The 16,554-nt window shown below is 61.8% G+C and carries 16 protein-coding genes; 8 read left to right on the forward strand and 8 right to left on the reverse strand.

Annotated features, from left to right (window positions below; genetic code table 11):
- The 5 genes from ABC319_RS19595 to ABC319_RS19615 form a co-directional block, all read right to left on the reverse strand.
- On the reverse strand, nt 1-319 hold a 319-nt coding region (locus tag ABC319_RS19595; protein WP_413071953.1), incomplete at its 3' end, for a polysaccharide biosynthesis/export family protein.
- 1 nt (nt 320) lies between these two features.
- Nucleotides 321-1,715, reverse strand: coding sequence for an O-antigen ligase family protein (locus ABC319_RS19600; protein ID WP_413071954.1), 1,395 nt, complete (start codon nt 1,713-1,715; stop codon nt 321-323).
- A complete protein-coding gene (locus tag ABC319_RS19605) occupies nt 1,715-3,331 on the reverse strand; it encodes a hypothetical protein (protein ID WP_413071955.1) in 1,617 nt (538 codons plus the stop codon). The genes ABC319_RS19600 and ABC319_RS19605 overlap by 1 nt, the downstream gene beginning before the upstream one ends.
- A 223-nt stretch (nt 3,332-3,554) precedes the next feature.
- On the reverse strand, nt 3,555-4,397 hold the full coding sequence (locus tag ABC319_RS19610) for a methyltransferase domain-containing protein (protein WP_413071956.1): 843 nt from the start codon (nt 4,395-4,397) through the stop codon (nt 3,555-3,557).
- 106 nt (nt 4,398-4,503) lie between these two features.
- Nucleotides 4,504-5,628 (reverse strand): DegT/DnrJ/EryC1/StrS family aminotransferase, encoded by a 1,125-nt coding sequence (locus ABC319_RS19615; RefSeq protein WP_413071957.1) that lies wholly within the window; start codon nt 5,626-5,628, stop codon nt 4,504-4,506.
- 354 nt (nt 5,629-5,982) lie between these two features.
- Between ABC319_RS19615 and ABC319_RS19620 the strand changes: the two genes are divergently transcribed.
- On the forward strand, nt 5,983-6,894 hold the full coding sequence (locus tag ABC319_RS19620; RefSeq protein WP_413071958.1) for a hypothetical protein: 912 nt from the start codon (nt 5,983-5,985) through the stop codon (nt 6,892-6,894).
- A 3-nt stretch (nt 6,895-6,897) separates the two neighbouring features.
- Here ABC319_RS19620 and ABC319_RS19625 read toward each other — a convergent pair whose 3' ends face one another.
- Nucleotides 6,898-7,770, reverse strand: coding sequence for an alpha/beta hydrolase (locus ABC319_RS19625; RefSeq protein WP_413071959.1), 873 nt, complete (start codon nt 7,768-7,770; stop codon nt 6,898-6,900).
- A 144-nt stretch (nt 7,771-7,914) separates the two neighbouring features.
- Between ABC319_RS19625 and ABC319_RS19630 the strand changes: the two genes are divergently transcribed.
- Genes ABC319_RS19630 through ABC319_RS19645 form a run of 4 tightly spaced genes read left to right on the forward strand, consistent with a single transcriptional unit; the run spans nt 7,915 to nt 10,972 of the window.
- Nucleotides 7,915-8,922: a 3-oxoacyl-ACP synthase III family protein gene (locus tag ABC319_RS19630; protein WP_413071960.1), complete on the forward strand. Its 1,008-nt coding sequence runs from the start codon at nt 7,915-7,917 to the stop codon at nt 8,920-8,922.
- 20 nt (nt 8,923-8,942) lie between these two features.
- Nucleotides 8,943-9,167 carry a phosphopantetheine-binding protein gene (locus tag ABC319_RS19635; protein ID WP_413071961.1) on the forward strand — a complete coding sequence of 75 codons (225 nt, stop codon included), beginning with the start codon at nt 8,943-8,945 and terminating at the stop codon, nt 9,165-9,167.
- A 3-nt stretch (nt 9,168-9,170) separates the two neighbouring features.
- On the forward strand, nt 9,171-10,214 hold the full coding sequence (locus tag ABC319_RS19640) for a ketoacyl-ACP synthase III (RefSeq protein WP_413071962.1): 1,044 nt from the start codon (nt 9,171-9,173) through the stop codon (nt 10,212-10,214).
- Entirely contained in the window at nt 10,211-10,972 is a 762-nt protein-coding gene (locus tag ABC319_RS19645; RefSeq protein ID WP_413071963.1) for an SDR family NAD(P)-dependent oxidoreductase, read from the forward strand. The genes ABC319_RS19640 and ABC319_RS19645 overlap by 4 nt, the downstream gene beginning before the upstream one ends.
- Here the strand turns inward: ABC319_RS19645 and ABC319_RS19650 are convergent.
- Nucleotides 10,904-12,049 (reverse strand): aromatic ring-hydroxylating oxygenase subunit alpha, encoded by a 1,146-nt coding sequence (locus tag ABC319_RS19650; protein ID WP_413071964.1) that lies wholly within the window; start codon nt 12,047-12,049, stop codon nt 10,904-10,906. The two genes, ABC319_RS19645 and ABC319_RS19650, sit on opposite strands and share 69 nt — an antisense overlap.
- A gap of 143 nt (nt 12,050-12,192) precedes the next feature.
- Between ABC319_RS19650 and ABC319_RS19655 the strand changes: the two genes are divergently transcribed.
- The 3 genes from ABC319_RS19655 (at nt 12,193) to ABC319_RS19665 (ending at nt 15,609) form a co-directional block, all read left to right on the forward strand.
- On the forward strand, nt 12,193-13,290 hold the full coding sequence (locus ABC319_RS19655) for an aromatic ring-hydroxylating oxygenase subunit alpha (protein WP_413071965.1): 1,098 nt from the start codon (nt 12,193-12,195) through the stop codon (nt 13,288-13,290).
- Between the two features lie 45 nt (nt 13,291-13,335).
- Nucleotides 13,336-13,989, forward strand: a complete 654-nt coding sequence (locus ABC319_RS19660) for an acetyltransferase (protein WP_413071966.1) — start codon at nt 13,336-13,338, stop codon at nt 13,987-13,989.
- 108 nt (nt 13,990-14,097) lie between these two features.
- A complete protein-coding gene (locus tag ABC319_RS19665; RefSeq protein WP_413071967.1) occupies nt 14,098-15,609 on the forward strand; it encodes a lipopolysaccharide biosynthesis protein in 1,512 nt (503 codons plus the stop codon).
- Nucleotides 15,610-15,621: 12 nt separating this feature from the next.
- Here ABC319_RS19665 and ABC319_RS19670 read toward each other — a convergent pair whose 3' ends face one another.
- Nucleotides 15,622-16,500 carry a glycosyltransferase family 2 protein gene (locus ABC319_RS19670; protein ID WP_413071968.1) on the reverse strand — a complete coding sequence of 293 codons (879 nt, stop codon included), beginning with the start codon at nt 16,498-16,500 and terminating at the stop codon, nt 15,622-15,624.
- Nucleotides 16,501-16,554: the final 54 nt, after the last annotated feature.

Below are 16,554 nucleotides of genomic sequence, written 5' to 3' on the forward strand. Positions count from 1 at the left end.
GCAGTGCGACGGTTCCACCGCTCGAAACAGTGAGTTGGTCGAAGCTCAGTCCCGGTTCGTTAAAAACCGCAATCCGCAATATGTCACGCGGACCAATCCGATATTCTTCCAGATTCTGGGTAGTCACCGGCGTAATGGCGCTGGCGACGGGTAGTGCGTCGGCCCCGGTCGGAAGATCGCTGCGGCCGGCGCAGGCGGAAAGAAGGACGGCTACACTCGCCGCCAGAACGCACCGGTAAAGCACTTTTTCGTCCCTTGCGAATGACCAAGCCGGCACCGCCACCTCGTTGCCCCGGGCTAGCAGGAGCGATTGCAGCAACTCAAGCCCGCTGTTTCGGCCGGCTTAGACCGGTTGAAGCGGTCACGTCGGCGCGGATGACGAGCACAAGAGCCAGTGCCAGCAGCGGCAATGCCGCCGGACGGCGCAGCGGATAATCGACTCCACTGTGAAACGCAACGAGGACGATGATCAGGGCTCCACAAGCGAGTGGCAGGCGATGCAGGCGTGCGGTCGGGTCGCGCCATAGATGCGCGCCCCGCCAGAGGCAGCTCGCGATCAGCAGGACAAGCAGGGCCACGCCTGCAATGCCGGCTTCCAGCAACAATTGCGGGTACTCATTATGAAGCTGGTTAACGTAAGTGGGTTTGACCAGCGCCAACGGCTCGTTGGCGGCGTAGAGCGTGCTGAAGCTGCCGATCCCTGATCCCCAAAGCCAATAGTGCCGGATCAGCGGCCAACTGCTCCACAGAAATTGCCAGCGCAGGTCCTGGTCGACGTCGTTGAAGCGGCTGAACACCGTTTCGAAGGCCGACGTGGTGCTGACCACTACGGTCGCTACGATGACCAGTGCGGCGATACCGAGGACGTATATCGGTCTTACCCGGCGCACATAGAGGCTGCCCAACACCAGCAGCGCCATGAGCCCCAGTCCCAACCCGGCGCGGCTGTTGGTGGTGACGATCGCGATGAGGACGACGCCGGCGTACAGGGCGAGCCAGGTACGCGCACCCTTTGGATGATGCCTGGCGCCCAGCGCATAGGCGGCAACCGGCAGTGACGCGGCGAGCGCAAAGGCGGCGTGGTTCTTGTTGGCGAAGAATCCCAGGAACGCCCCCTTGTCGGACGCTGCATAGAAGAGCAGCGCTTGCCCTCCCGTCGATACCTGTACCAGCCCGATCAGCACATTGACCGCAACGATGGCCAGGATCAGCCAAGCGATACGGCGCAGATCGGGGACAGACAGTTCCAGTAGAAATGCTACCAGTGCGACAAAGGCGATGGCGATCACCGCCGCCCCGGCGGTAGCAAGCGGCGTGACGCTGAGTGGTTGCCAGGTATTCGATAGGCCTGCGACGTCAAGGACGCGAAGCCGAACCACCTGTCCGGGCAATGAATGCCACAGATCCGGAGGCATCGGCACGAGTTGAGCGAGGGGGAGCAGCGCGATGCCGACCAGCCCCACCCTGAGCCCCAGTGGCTGTTCCTGCCAGTGACTGCCGTCGCCGACAAAGGGTAGACCGGCGATCAGGATCAACGCCGAAACGGCAATCAGCACCGTCACCGCCAGGCCGGGTATCGGGCCACCAAATACCATCATGAGCAGGATGGCCTGTGTGGCGGCAATCAGATTCCAGCTAATCCTGCCGGCGCTGCCGATCGACGGACCGGGACGTGCGCGCGTTCGAGTACGCCTGTGCTTGCCCCACATCTTCATCAACGCTCGATATCCATCCGCACTGGCCGCCAGTCACCGGCAGCGTGACGCCACCCGATTACAGGGCGTTGCCCGATTCTACCCGCCTCCGGCTGGAGGTTCACGCTCCACGCGCCCGTGGTTCCCCCAACAGTGGGCGCACCCCAGCCGCTGATCCGTCCGCCGACACGTCCGCCATCATCGGCGCGCGCATCGTGGACTGCCCCACGTACTGTCAGATCGCCGGTGACGGTTCCGGCGAGCCGGAAACCGGCCCGCTCCAATACAACATTGCCGATGATTTGCGAGGTCGCATCCACCGTGACCATCTGGTCGGTACAGGTCAGGGTTCCGTCACGGGGTACCAGCTGACTCGCTTGATGAAGGTGAAGTGCCCGCAATCGACCGTCATTGCCGGTTATCGCCGCCGCTTCCACGCGCGATGCGGAGAGGATCAGTTCTCCCTGGATCGCTCCGGGTTGCGCCACCAGCTCGGCGATGGTGCAGCCGGTCGCGGTGGCGCGCACCTCGTTCGGCATGAAGCCGATCTCCATTCGGCTGACCCGGCAGCCGAACAGGTTCCATCCCCCGCCCATGCCCATCACGGAAATCGTACCGCCTATGACGTTGACCGTTCCGTTCTGCCCGGCTGCCGGCTGCAGCGTGGCGCCAGGATTTTGAAGGTTCACCACCCCGCCGCCGGCATTGACGGACACAGGTACTCCTTCCGCACGCAGATTGCGGAAGTCGGCCTGATTGCTGACGATCAGGGCAGTCGCCTCGGCGGGATTATGCGCCGTCAGGCGTACCGAGTCATAGGTGCACGAGCCGCCCATCATCCAGGTAGGCACACCCTTGCGGGCCAGTGCACGTTCCGAGTGGATCTTGACGAAGCTGCAGGACAGGACACCCGGGTCGATCCAGATCGCTCCCCCGATCGGCTGCTCCACCTGAACACGCAGCCAGCTGGTTTCGTTGCAGGTTCGCTCCGCATCGCCCGCGACGATGAAGGCGTGGGTTCCATCCACGCCGCATCGTTCGACACTGATCGACAGGAAGGTCGAATCCCAGCATTGCGCATGCCGAACGCCGAAGCCGGCCAGATTGTTGACGCGTGCCATACGGACAGTCGACATGCCCATGGTGTCGCGGTCGGTGCCAAAGGCAATGCCGTTGATGCGCGGCCGGCGATCACGCTCGAGTTTGCCATCCTCGGTGATATCGGCGTGTCCTTCCCCCGTCACGGTGACGCAGAAATCCGCGACGCTCCCGATCACCGTCAATGCCGTGTAGCCGGATCCGGCCGCGACGAAGCCGGGCGCATCGGCAGCGCCATAGCTTGCGGGATCAAAAACAATGCCCACGCCGCGGCTGGTAAGCGGCCCGGTGATGCGGACGCACAACGATCCGAACCAGGCGATCCGGCCCCCATGGGCGGCACAATGATCAAGGAATGCCTGGGCCGCCGCTGTATCGTCGGTTCGTCCGTCACCGGTCACACCGTGAGCACGGGCGTCAAGCGGCAGGCCCTCGACAACCGCTGCAAGGCTGCCGCGTTTGGTGCCGACCCCCTCCGCACCGGTCGGCCGGGCAAGCTCAGCGAACGAGGCGAGCGTTCGTCCATTCGGCATCGTCATCGCTGCGGCGGGACTATCCCCCACCAGCGGCAATGCCAGCCCGATCCCTGCCGTCTCCAACATGGCGCGACGGCTGAGCAGATCGGTTCTGTCGCTGGTCATGGATCATGCCTCGCGTACGGAGAGCCGGATGCGGCGCATGGCGCGCCATGCGGGATTACGGCTCAAAAGGCAAACTAGACGCGTGTCGGCAGCGGGCGCCGCACCGCCCGTGTGACATGAACTATGCCCGATCGGCCTTTGCCAGCACGGCGTAGAACTCCTGTTCGCCGACGCGGGTGTCATGCACCACCACGGGGCGCAGCGGGCTTCGGCCGGTGCCGTGAAGGGCCGTCATCACCGACATGAAGCCCGCCGGGGTGAACTTGGATGCGTGAATGTCCCGATATTCTCCGCTGCGATATCGGTGCAGGTCTTCATCGAGCAGGCGCTGGGCTGCCTCTCCGCTGGTGATGGGTTGCCCATGGAGGCCAAGCCAGTGCTTCAACGCCGAGCTGTGTGCCATGGAGAAATGCACATGCTCGATCGCCTGCTCGACCCGTCGTGCCGGCCCATGGTCAGCCGCTTCGAGCACGTCGGCAAGATCGGTTTCCGCTGCGAAATGGTCGAAGCAGTAGCGCTTGTCGGGAACGATTATGCAATAAAGCCCGCCGTCGTGCATGAGCCTGGCGACATCGGCCAGATGCCGCACCAGATCATGCTGATGCTCGATCACATGCGAGCTGAAGACCTGATCGAAGCTGGTCTTGATCACCGTCAGGTCGCCCGTAGGCGATACATGGTCGATCCTGGGGCAGCCGGCCGGATCGCGGCCTTCCTGGATCGCACGCTGCCGCAATCCATCTTGGTCAAGGACATCGAAATAGGCTACGCCGGCCCCGCGCATCAAGGGCGCGTCGAACGGCCCCAGTTCCAGAATAGACGACGCAGCGGGGATGCTGGCCAGAAACGCTGCCCGCGTGATCGGCGGTGCCAGTCCGGCGCGTCGTCGCCGATCGGCGACGAGTGACGAAACAACCGATGCAGATGCAGAGATCAGGCCCCGTTTCACTGTCGATACAGCCATGATGCCCGCTTCCTTCCGATCTCTTCGAACAGCCGCCTGCTATCGCCAGGGAGCATTCAGGACAATGGCCGCTGGGGGCACGGGCCGGTGTATCCGCTCTGGCCGATTATTGTGGCGCGTTGCATCGCGCCGCCTCGATCGCATCCAAGATCCGCTCTACCTGCGCATCTTCCAGATCGGGATAGATCGGCAGGCACAGGATGCGTGCCGCGGCATCGTTGGCAACCGGTAGGTTACCGGGATCTGCGGAGGGCATGGCACGGTACATCGGCAGGTTGGAGATCAGGGGGAAGAAGTAACGCCGGCTATAGATGCCCTGGCTCTTCAGATGCTCGTACAGCCCATCGCGCGACAAAGGAAAATCTTTACCAACCAGCAGTGGGAAATAGCTGTAATTGGACTCTACGCCCATCGGAATTTCGAGCGGTGTGATTCCTTCCGTGCCGGCCAGCCCGGCACGGTAGAGCTGGTCGACCCGTGCTCGCTCGTGCCGAACGTGGGCGAAATGCTTGAGCTGGATCAAGCCCATCGCAGCATTTAGCTCGCTCATCTTGGCATTGGTGCCGACTGTCGGGATCGTCTCTTCGTCGGCAATCCCGAAATTCTTCTGCCGATCAACCGCCAGCTTGGCGGCTGCGCTGCTGGTGGTCACCGCACCTCCTTCAAAGGTGTTGAAGGCTTTGGTCGCGTGAAAGCTGATGCAGGAATAATCACCGTGCACGAATACGCTTTGTCCGTTCAGCCGGACGCCGAAGGCGTGGGCAGCGTCGTAGATCACGGTCAGGCCATGACGTCGGGCGATAGCCTCAATAGCGGCCACGTCGCACGGATTGCCGTAGCAGTGGACACCCAGGATCGCGCTGGTACGCGGCGTGATCGCCGCCTCAATCGCGGCCGGGTCGATGTTGAGATCACCCGGCCGGACGTCGGCGAAGACGGGTGTCAGCTTCTCCAGAACGACCGAATGGGTTGTTGCGACGAACGAATAGGGTGTCGTGACGATCTCCCCTTCCAGCTTCGCGGCCTCCATCGCAACGGTGAGCGCCAGCGCGCCGTTGCTGGTGAGCGAGACGCAAGGAACCTCGAGAAAACTCGCTAGGCGCGCTTCCAGATCTTGGTGAAGCGGACCTGAGTTGGTGAGGATCCGACGCTCCCAGATGGTCTCCAGCAGCGGCAGGAACTCCGCCAGTGGCGGCAGATAGGGCCGCGTCACATAGATGGGGTCGTTCACGGGGTCTCCAGAAAGTACGGATGGCGGGTCGAGGTCGCTCGGCTACTGTCGTCCTAGCGCTTGCGCTCCTAACCAATTGCTTGCGTACCTAGTCTCTCACTTGGCGAATCGCCAGTTCCGTTGATCCCTTCGTAGGTCGACGATGTGACGAGCCGGCGCTGGGCGGGGCGGCTGCCACCGATCGCCTGTCTATCGAGTGTCTGATCCATGCCGGGGCTTCCTGGCGATCCTGCCTCCTGCTAGGCTGGTCCGCCTGACGCAGGATGGCCGTCCTGCAACGCGGCCACGCTGTTCGGGTGTGGTCTGGCCGCCTTGACGGGTGGCCATGCATTGCCTGTGGATATCTGGTCGCCCATGAAGTTCGTGATCGTTACCTCCTCCTTCGACGATCGCAGCGGGGGTGTTGTCGTCCTTCACTTGCTTGCCCAGCGTCTCGCCGATCTGGGCGCAACCGCGCTGCTCTGGCCCGATAATCGCCCCCGGCTGCAATATTGGCGTAACTGGACCAATCCGCGTCGCTATGTCAGCTGGCTGCTGTACCATCTCGCTCCGCACCGTCGTGCGTTCGATTGCGGTCCGTTCGACACCAAGCTTGCCAGCATCGAAGACGTCAATGACGAGACTGTGGTCGTCTATCCGGAAACAGTGAACGGCAATCCGCTTCGCGCGCGCCATGTCGCCCGATGGTTTCTGCACAAGCCCGGATTTCATACCAAGCATTTGAACTACGGACAGGACGATCTGTTCTTCTACTATCAGGAGGCGTTCTACAATCCGGAACTTGGCGACTACAAGGACAATCGACTTGCGATAACATGGTGGAACCAGGAGTATCGCCAATTCAACTATGGAGACAGAGAGGGGTCATGCTACCTCATTCGAAAAGGTACCGATATTCCGCTGGTGCATGATCTACGGGGTTCGATCCTCATTGATCCGTTATCGCATCGGCAAAAGGCAGAGGCATTCAATCGGACCAAGTATTTCTACACCTACGATCCCTATACCCTGTACGCGCGTTATGCGGCGCTATGCGGTTGCATCCCCATTGTTGTCCCGCGTTCCGGAATGACGCGCGAGCAATGGGTTCCCTACGAAGAGGAACGCTACGGGCTGGCCTATGGCGAGGAGGATATCGGCTGGGCGGTCGATACCCGCGATCTCCTGCTCCGGCAGATTACGCTGGAATTGGACATGGAAGCTGCGATGGTACGATCGTTCATCGAGAAATGCCGGGCGGAGTTCTTTGCACCCACAGTCGGATAGAGCCTAGGCGGCCCGGTCGGCGCAATGTTCCAGAAAATCAAGCTGTGACGCGATCAGTGCCGGACCTTCCCGGCATGCCTCGTACAAATGCCCGCCGCTCGCAAGAAGGCCGGCATCTACGTAGGGAGCCCGAACGATCGCGGCCGCCATGCGAACTACTGCAGTGTGGCCGCTTTCCCAGATCCGGTCATGCTCGGCTAGCCTGAGATGGACCGGCACATCGATCGACCGCGCCACGGCCGGCCACTGTCCGGGCCATTTGTCAACGATCTCGGCGATCTCCGCGATGATCCAGGGTTCGGTCGCGGCACGTAGTGAGGCCAGCGCCTTCCAGTCAAGCGTGCGATCCGGATCATGGAACAGCGCCTCGGCAAACGCGGCCGGAGGCGTAAACCGGATGACATCGTCGGGCAGCGACATGGCTGTGATCCACGCTGGTGACGTGGTGCCGATGCCCGATACCGCGGCACCCAATAGCGGCCAATCGCCTCGCTCGGCAGCTAGCCGCAGAGCGATCGCGCCTCCGATCGAATGACCGATCAGGGCAATGCCGCGTTCACCCTGTTCCCCCAGCATCGTACGGACTTCGTCGATGAAGGTGCGGATGAAGGTAATCGAGCCGGCGATCGGGTTCGTCGCAGGCAGCAACGGGGTACCGCCATGACCGGGCCGATCGATCAGGAGCACGCAGAAGCCTCGTGCCGCCGCCATGTCGGACAAGGATCGACCCTTCATCTGGAAATACCGACCATTGCTGCCGCCGCCATGGATACAGACCAGCAGCGGCAGATCACACGCGTCGCGTGGACGGATCAGGCGGCCTGACACGGTTCCATCCCGGGCACGGACATGGGTCACGCTGCTATCGGCCGACATCACTCTTCCTCTCGTTCGGTGCGAGCGCTTCGTTGGTCGGCAAGAGGAATTTGGACAAGGGGAGTTCCGGCCTGCTACAGTCATTCTCCTGACAATTTTCCTTGAAGGCCGATGATTTCCGCTAATCAGTCTGAAGGGCGAGCAGTGGGCGCGCGTATCGCGGCGATCGCGACGCATCTGCCCGATCGTGTCCTGTCGAATGAACAGCTTGCCGATCTTTACCCGGCATGGCCGGCGGACAAGATCCTGGACAAGACCGGCATCCGGGAACGCCGCGTCGCGGCCGAGCACGAGACGGCCGGCGATCTGGCCTTTCATGCCGCACATAAGCTGTTTGCCGCCGGGGACTACGCCCGCGAGGACGTCGATTTTCTTATCCTCTGCACCCAGGCGCCCGATTATTTGCTGCCGACTACGGCTTGTCTGCTTCAGGACCGGCTCGGCCTGGATCGTCGCGTCGGCGCGCTCGACGTCAATCTGGGCTGTTCGGGCTTTGTCTACGGCCTGGCCCTGGCAGCCGGGTTGATCGCGGCGGGAGCGGCGCGCCAGGTGCTGCTGCTTACCGCCGATACCTATTCCAAATTCATCCACGAGGGCGACAAAAGCGTCCGCACTCTATTCGGCGACGGTGCCGCTGCGACGCTGATCGTGGCGAGCGACGAGGCGACGATCGGTCCCTTCGTGTTTGGCACCGACGGGTCGGGCGGCAAGGACCTGATCGTCGAGGCGGGCGGTTTCCGCACGCCGCGCGATCCGGAAACCGCCCGAGCGACAGCGGACGCACAGGGTAATGTCCGCTCGCGCGAGCATCTGTTCATGCATGGTGCCAACGTCATGAACTTTTCATTGCGCGAAGTACCGCGTACCTTTGCTCGACTGCTGGAAGCGAGCGGCGTCGACAAGGCCGATATCGACCATGTCGTCCTGCATCAGGCCAACAAGTTCATGTTGGATGCCCTGCAGCGCAAGCTCGGGCTTGCCGACGACAGGCTGCCCCGCTGCTACGAGCATGTCGGCAACACCGTGTCGTCCACCATCCCCTTCGTGCTGGCAAACCTGCGGCAAAACGGGCAAATGGCGCCCGGCAGCCGCTTGGCGGTGATCGGTTTCGGTGTCGGACTGTCGTGGGCGGGAGCCTCGATCGTCTGCTAAAGCTCTTGAAAGGATAGTATGTGAGTACGTTTTACGAGGAACTGGCCGAAATCCTGGAGATCGAACCGGATCAGGTCACGTCCGACCTGCGGCTGGAGGATACGTCGTGGGATTCACTGGCGGTAGTCTCCACCATCGCCCTGATCGACGAGCAGTTCGATGAATTGGTCAGTGCCGACGCCCTGACCTCGTGCGAGACGGTTGGCGACATTGATCGTCTGATCGCGGCACGCCGAGAGGCCTGAGCCGTGTCCAGCGGGCAGGTCGCGCACACGTCGGGATCGCGGATTGTCGGAGTGGTCTCGTGCGTGCCGTCCCGCCGCATCGAGAACGAACATTTCCTGGAACGGTTCGGGAACAAGGTTCACGATGTCGTGAAGATGACGGGTGTCAAAACCCGTCATTGGGTTGATGACGGCGTCACCACGTCCGACCTGTGCGCAGCTGCGGCCGAACGGCTGCTTGATAGCTTGGGATGGGAACGCGACAGCGTCGACGGCATCATCTTCGTCTCGCAGACCCCGGACTACCGGCTGCCGGCAACGTCGTGCGTGCTGCAGGACCGGCTGGGTCTGCGCACCGGCATTCTGGCATTCGACGTGTCGCTGGGCTGCTCTGGCTATCCCTATAGCGTGTGGATGGCGATGATGATGGTCCAGACCGGGGCGGCCAGGCGGATCCTGCTCGCCGTTGGCGATACCAGCAGTATCATGAACGACTCCGACGATCGTGGCACCGCGCTGCTTTTCGGCGACGCCGGAACCGTGACTGCGGTTGAGGCAACGACGTCGGGCGCCGATCCTGCCTGGTTCATTCTGGGAACGGATGGTCAGGGTGCCGACAACCTCATCGTACCCGAAGGAGCTTTCCGCAAGCGCGAGGCGACCGGCAAGCTCGAGGGGCGCCAGCTCGACAAGCTGTTTATGGATGGCGGGGAAGTGTTCAACTTCACTCTCAAGGCGGTGCCGTCGCTGGTCAGGGACACGATGGCGGCTGCCGGCAACGATGTCGACGACTACGACATGTTCCTGCTCCACCAGGCGAACGCATTCATGATCCGCCATCTGGCCAAGAAGGCAAAGCTTCCGCCCGAGAAGGTTCCGATCAACATCGATCGCTACGGCAATACCAGCAGCGCGACCCTGCCGCTCCTGATGACGACCGACGTGGCGAATGCCCTGATCACCGGCGACCGGCAGGTCGCGATGTTCGGCTTTGGCGTGGGCTACTCCTGGGCCGCTGCATCGATGCGGATCGGGCCGCTCGGCTGCTGCGAGACGATCACGCTATGATCTTCGCGCGCGACGCGTTCGAGGGGCGTCACTTCCTCGTGACCGGGGCCTCGTCGGGACTGGGGCAGCATACCGCGATCCGGCTGGCGGAAGCGGGAGCGCGCGTGGCGCTGGTTGGCCGCAGCCCGGAACGGCTCGCCACAACTGTCGCCTCTCTCGCCGGAGGAGGACACTCAACCCATTCCGCCGACCTGAGCGACGCGGAGACGACCGCCGACCTCGTTCAGGCGATCGCCAGGGAACAGGGTAGTTTCGCCGGCATCTTCCACTCGGCTGGTACTGCGTTGATCCTGCCGGCCCGCGTCACCAAAAATCGGCATCTGGACGATGTCTTCGCAGCGGGCGTGCGCGGCGCTTTCGGGGTTGCGCGGGCTGCGGCGAAAAAAGGCGTCGTGGTAGACGGCGGGTCATTGGTCTTCATGTCGTCGGTATCGTCGATGCGTGGTCGACCCGGCATGAGCGCCTATTCCGCGGCAAAGGCTGCCGTGGACGGCATGGTACGCGTGCTGGCGTCCGAGATGGCCGATCGCAAAATCCGGGTGAACTCGATCGTTGCGGGCGGCATCGAGACGGCGATGCACCGCGACTTCACGGAAACGGTCAGCGACGAACTGGTGCGCAACTACGAAGCGCTGCACATGCTGAGTTTCGGTCAGCCCGATGATATCGCCTATGCCGCGATGTTCCTGCTAAGCGACGCTTCGCGCTGGATCACCGGGAGCAACATGGTGGTCGACGGAGGCTATACCGCCAAGTGAGCCACCCCGCATCAGGTGCTCATAGGCGTGCATGAACGCGGCAATCCGAACCTCGTCGCGTCCGATCACTCCCGGCTTTTCTGACAGAGTCACGCCGCGCTGGACGTTTTCCAGGATCGTGCGATCCTCCTCGATCACGGCGCGGCCCAACGTCTTGCCCGATTGATTCACCATGTCCTGCGCGGCGCGTTGCGCGCGGGTAAGGTCCAGCTTGGGTTCGAACAGGCGAAAGCGCAGTCCGGTCTCTGTTGCCGATAGGGGCAGCGCATTGCCGATATAGAAGGACAATCCCTGCGTCGATGAGATGAACAGGTTGGGAAATATGTAGATGTGGAAGAACGAGTCGTGGGCGAATTCACGGGCGTCCAGGTAGGCGAGTGCCTTTTGACGCCGGTTCTCCGTGCCTGTCGCAGTCCGCGGAAAATGGCTGCTGGAATGGGGGCCGGCAAAGCGTTCCTGTTCGATACCTGCCTTGCCGACGCCCAGCGTCTTCACGAACGTATCCTGGTGGACGACCGAGCAATGGTAACATTCGAGTACGTTCTCAACGAGCAGTTTCCAGTTGGCCGCGTGCGGTGACGTTCCGCTATCGATTTCCGGTCCAAAATAGGATCCTATCTGCTCCAGCAGCGAATAGAATTCACCCAGATACTCCCGCAGCGACGGTCCTTCCGTCCGCTTGCGGAAGAAGACAAAGATGCCGCAGGTCTCGACCTCGTAGCGGGTCAGGCACAGCAATTCCCGATCATCCAGCGCGAAACCCTCGCGGCGCGGCATCCCGCGCGGAAAGCCGGTGCTGTCGAAGGTCCAGCCATGATAGGCGCACATCAGAGGCCGATTGCCCCGCTCGCCAGGCTGGATGCGGTTGAACCTGTGGCTGCAAACATTGGCGAACGCCCGGATTTCGCCTCGGAAGTTCTGCAGGACCGCAGATGTGCCCTGATAGTCGACGCAGACGAAATCGCGGTCTGCGGCAAGTTCCGTCGTGACCGCCCCGAACTGCCAAAAGGGATCGAACAGGGCGTTCACCTCGTCTGTCAGGGCTTCGGGACGATAGTAGTTGGTGCGCGGCAGCATCGGTGGTTCCCGTTTCGTCGTCGCGACCACAGCGGAGAACCCCTGCTCCTCCGGCTTGGATGGTGACGACGCCAGGCAGGGTTTCAACCTCGTGTCGTCGAGGGTAATGGCCGCGAAAGATTATGGATCGAGATAGGGACATAATGGTCAACAATCCAGCCGTGCGCAACGAACCGGGTGCCGACATGGATCGCGAACTCTGGGAAACGCACTGGCATCTCCTCGCCCACCGATCGGAGCTTGCGACCTCCAGCCGCTTTCTTGCTTTCCAGGTGGCCGGCGAGGAGGTGGTCGCTTTTCACGATGGAGACAGCGTGGTTGTGTTCGACAATCGCTGTCCGCATCGCGGCACCCGCATCTTCGACGGCACGCATGGTCAGCAACGCTTTTTTTGCCGCTACCATGCATGGTCGTTCGCGAAGGGGCGGATGGTCATTCCGCAGCGCGAGACGTTCAGTTGCGACCTGTCCGATGTGCGTCTGAACACCTACCAAACGCATTGGCTCGGCGAATTCCTGTTCGTATCGCGACGCCCGGCGATGGCGATCGAGGAACAACTTGCCGGGATCAGCGAGATTCTCGAAGGCATCTCGCACAGCATCGGCACGCGGGGCGATCTCAATACCTATGCCTATCAGTGCAACTGGAAGATCGCGATCGAGAACGCGCTCGATCAATACCACGTTGCTGTGATCCATAATCAGACGCTGAATAAGCTCAAGATGGAGCCTGCTCGGGATCACTATTACGGGATCAACAATATATCCTATGCTGGCGTCGGTGACGAGCGGGTCGAGCGCCGTTTGCGCTCGCTGCGTCGCTTCTTCGAGATCGAATTCCAGAGCGAAGGATATATTGCCATCCACCTTTTTCCTTTCACTTTCCTTACTTCAACCTTCGGCTATTCCTATTCGCTGCAGCAATTCTATCCGTTGATCGATCAGAACAGTGCCGCCTTCACCAGCCGCTTCTATCCGGCACGGCTGTCGCCTCGAATAAGTCCGGACGCGATGCAGACCTTCTTCGAATCTTCCATATCAGTGAACCACAAGGTCTTTGCCGAGGATGCGGACATCTGCGCGCGGGTGCCCACCGATACCTGGTCGGCAACCCCGCCCCCCTATCTCTCGTCGGGAGAGGAAAAGATCGCCTTTTTCCGCCATGTCATGGCAGGGTGGATGCAGCAGGGTGGCGCTCACCCGGTCGGAGCGGGGTGGCAGGACCAGCACGCGACCGGCTGATCGGGCCTCACGCGTGGCATCAGCAGAAATCATGGGATCGGCATTATGGCAGTACGGGAACGTCTTATTCTGGTCGGTGCCGGCGGGTTCGGCCGCGAGCTCTATTTCTGGGCAGGCGACTGTCTCTCCGCCGGCACGCTGCCAGCGCTGGCGGGCTATATCGATGACGTGGTACCGGACATGCCGGGTTACGAGCTGACCCGGCTCGCTACCCTGCAGGACTACGTGCCAGTACCAGGCGACCTGTTCCTAGTTGCGCTGGGTGATCCGGCGAAAAAGCGGCTGGTGGTAGAATTGCTGAAGACCCGGGGTGCTCGGTTCGCGACGCTGCGTCATCCGACCGCCACCGTGGTGCGGACGGCCTCGATTGCGGAAGGCGTCATCATGTGTCCCTACACCATGGCAATGCCCGATTCCCGGATCGAGCGCTTCGCGACCCTCATCAACTATTCCGGGGTCGGTCACGACAGCGTTCTGGGTGAGTTCTCGACGCTCAGCTCGCAGGTCGATGTTACCGGCAACGTGCGGATCGGCAAGGACGTGATGATTGGATCGGGTGCCCGGCTGCTTCCCAGGATCACCGTCGGCGATGGTGCGACGGTGGGCGCCGGCGCGATCATCGTACGCTCCGTCAAGCCGGGCATGACGATGTTCGCTGCGCCTGCGAAGCTGTTGTCGATGGCGCCAAAGGAGGGATAGCTGCGCCGCGCCGCTTGCGCCTGTACGGGCTTCCTTGCGTCGAACCGGCAATTGGTGCAGCGCCGATGTCCTCTCCGTTCTCGGATCGCCAGCGTCTCAGCGTCATCCATGTCCAGTCCGTCATCCCGCACGCCCATGTCGAATGCGCCGGCCAAGCCATCAATCCAGACTGCCATGTCGTCTGGAATGTGGAGTGCCATCGACATCGTTGTGCGGCAGTCGATGACATTCGGCATTTCCGTCGCGCTGGCACGATTGTTGACCCCGTCGGATTTCGGTGCGGTCGCCCTGCTTGCATTTTTCAGCGGTCTTTCGGTCGTTTTCGTTCAGAGCGGTCTCGCGACCGCGCTGATCCAGCGCCAAGATATCGGCTTTGCCGAAGAGAATGCGGTCTTCTGGGCCAACATGGCGATGGCAGGCACACTGGCGGCGATCGTCGTCCTGTCATCGCCGGTGATCGCCCGCTTCTACGGCATTCCGGTGTTGCAGCCGTTGCTGCTGGTGGCGGCCGCACAGATTGTCATCTCGGCGCTCTGCTCTGTTCATATCTCTCTGGTGAACCGCGATCTCCGCTTCGACATCACGACCAAGGTAGGGCTGATTTCGTCGGCTTGCTCGGGGCTGGCTGCGCTGGCGAGCGCGCTGGCCGGCTGGGGAGTTTGGGCGCTGGCGCTTCAGATCCTGGTCGCCGCAGCGGCCACGACAGTGGCTTTCTGGGTAATCAGCGATTGGCGGCCGAGTTGGAAGATCGACCTCAGACCGCTCGGCCCGCTCTGGCGTTTCGGTGCGTATCTCAGCCTGTCCGGCGTGCTGGAGGTCATTTATGCCCAAGGCTTCGCACTGCTGGTGGGCAAGTTGCACGGCATTCACGAACTTGGTCTCTTCAATCGTGCGAGTACCACCCAGGCGCTACCGGGTGGAATTCTGAGTGCGATCATTGGGCGTGTCGCGCTTCCTCTCTTTTCGTCGCGGACCGGCGATGCGGAGGCGCTGACCAAGGGGTTGCGGATATCTCTGCGCTTGGCGTTGCTGGGCAGCGTGCCGCTGGTGGTGGGATTGGCATTGACGGCCGATCTGGTGATGGTCTGTCTCTTCGGCGTGCAGTGGATCAAAGCGGCACCGATTCTGAGGATCCTGGCTTTTGCCGGCGTGTTCCTGCCGTTCCACGTCCTCAATCTACAGATGCTGCTGGCGCTGGGAAGGAGCGGCGAGTTCCTGCATTTGGAGATCCAGAAAAAGGTAATCGGGATCGCTGGTGCCGTGATCGGCAGCCTTTTCGGTATCGAGGGGCTGGCCTATGCGCTCGTGTTCGGCAGTGTTGCGAGCCTCGTCCTCAATGCCCGGCCGATCGGCAGGCTGATCGGCTATCCGTTGGGTCGACAATTGCTCGATGTTGCCGATATCGCGCTGGCTACCGGTTTGATGAGCTTGTGCGTCCTCTTCGCGAGCAGCCGGTTGCGGCTGGATCCGTGGACGACGCTCATTACGCTGGTGGCCGCTGGGGGCCTGGTCTACGTGATGTGTATCGTCCTTCTGCCCACGCCGAGCTTCAGGGAAGCACGCCAGATAGCCAGAGATATGGTCAGCGCGCGGCTGCCGCGTACGAGGTCGGGCAACTAATCCGATCGCTGGTCAACCGCGCAGGCCGTCACGCAATCCGCGGTACCAAGGTGCGATCACTTGCGGCCGGATACGTCCCCGCAGCAGATTGCCGATCAGCTTGGCGAACACGACGGGCAGGACATAGGCCAGGACCGCGCGGCCGTAATGCTTGCGCACGAACAGCAGGTATCCCTTGTTGGCATTGTACACCGTGAACGCGCTGTAGGTGCCGCCGGTCGATATCCCGATCTTGTGGCGGCATACCAGCGCGGTATCGACCAGTACGGCAAGACCGCGCTGCTTCATCTCCATGCTGAGATCGGCGTCTTCCCAATAGACAAAGAACCGGTCGTCGAAGCCGTCGATGGTGTCGAATATGGTCATGCGGAAGATGACGCAGCACCCGGTTACGAAATCGGTGCGTTGGAATCGCTCGGTCGAGGCCGCAGATCTCGGCTGCCAGATATGGTCATGGACCGGAATCATGCCACGCCGCCAGCTGAAGGTGCCGGTGATGAACCAGATATGATCGGGCTGATCGAAGGGAGTGATAAGGGGGGCGAGCGCGGCTGCCCCGGTCTCCTCCAGTGAACGGGCCATTCCGCCAATCAGATCGGGTCCAAATTCGGTGTCGTTATTGATGAAGGTGATGCACCGGGCATTGATCTCCCGCGCCATGGCAATGCCCTGGTTGCAGGCACGGCCGAAACCGACATTCTCGTCGTTCAGGATCACCCGCAGATTGGGCATCTCGAGCGCGGCCAGATATTCGCGGGTTCCGTCGGTCGAAGCATTGTCGATGACCAGCAGGATGAAATCGTCGGCATTCTGCGCCCGAATGGAGGCGAAGAAACCATCAAGTATGTCGTGCCCGATGGCGTTGTAGGTGATGGTGACCAGCAGATTCATGAACCGTTCCGGTGATGGGCAGGGATCGGTGCCGTGCTGTCTCTGACAGGACCG

Origin of the sequence: Sphingomonas phoenicis, from assembly GCF_047238005.1 — a bacterium.
In the GTDB taxonomy this organism is placed as follows: domain Bacteria; phylum Pseudomonadota; class Alphaproteobacteria; order Sphingomonadales; family Sphingomonadaceae; genus Sphingomonas.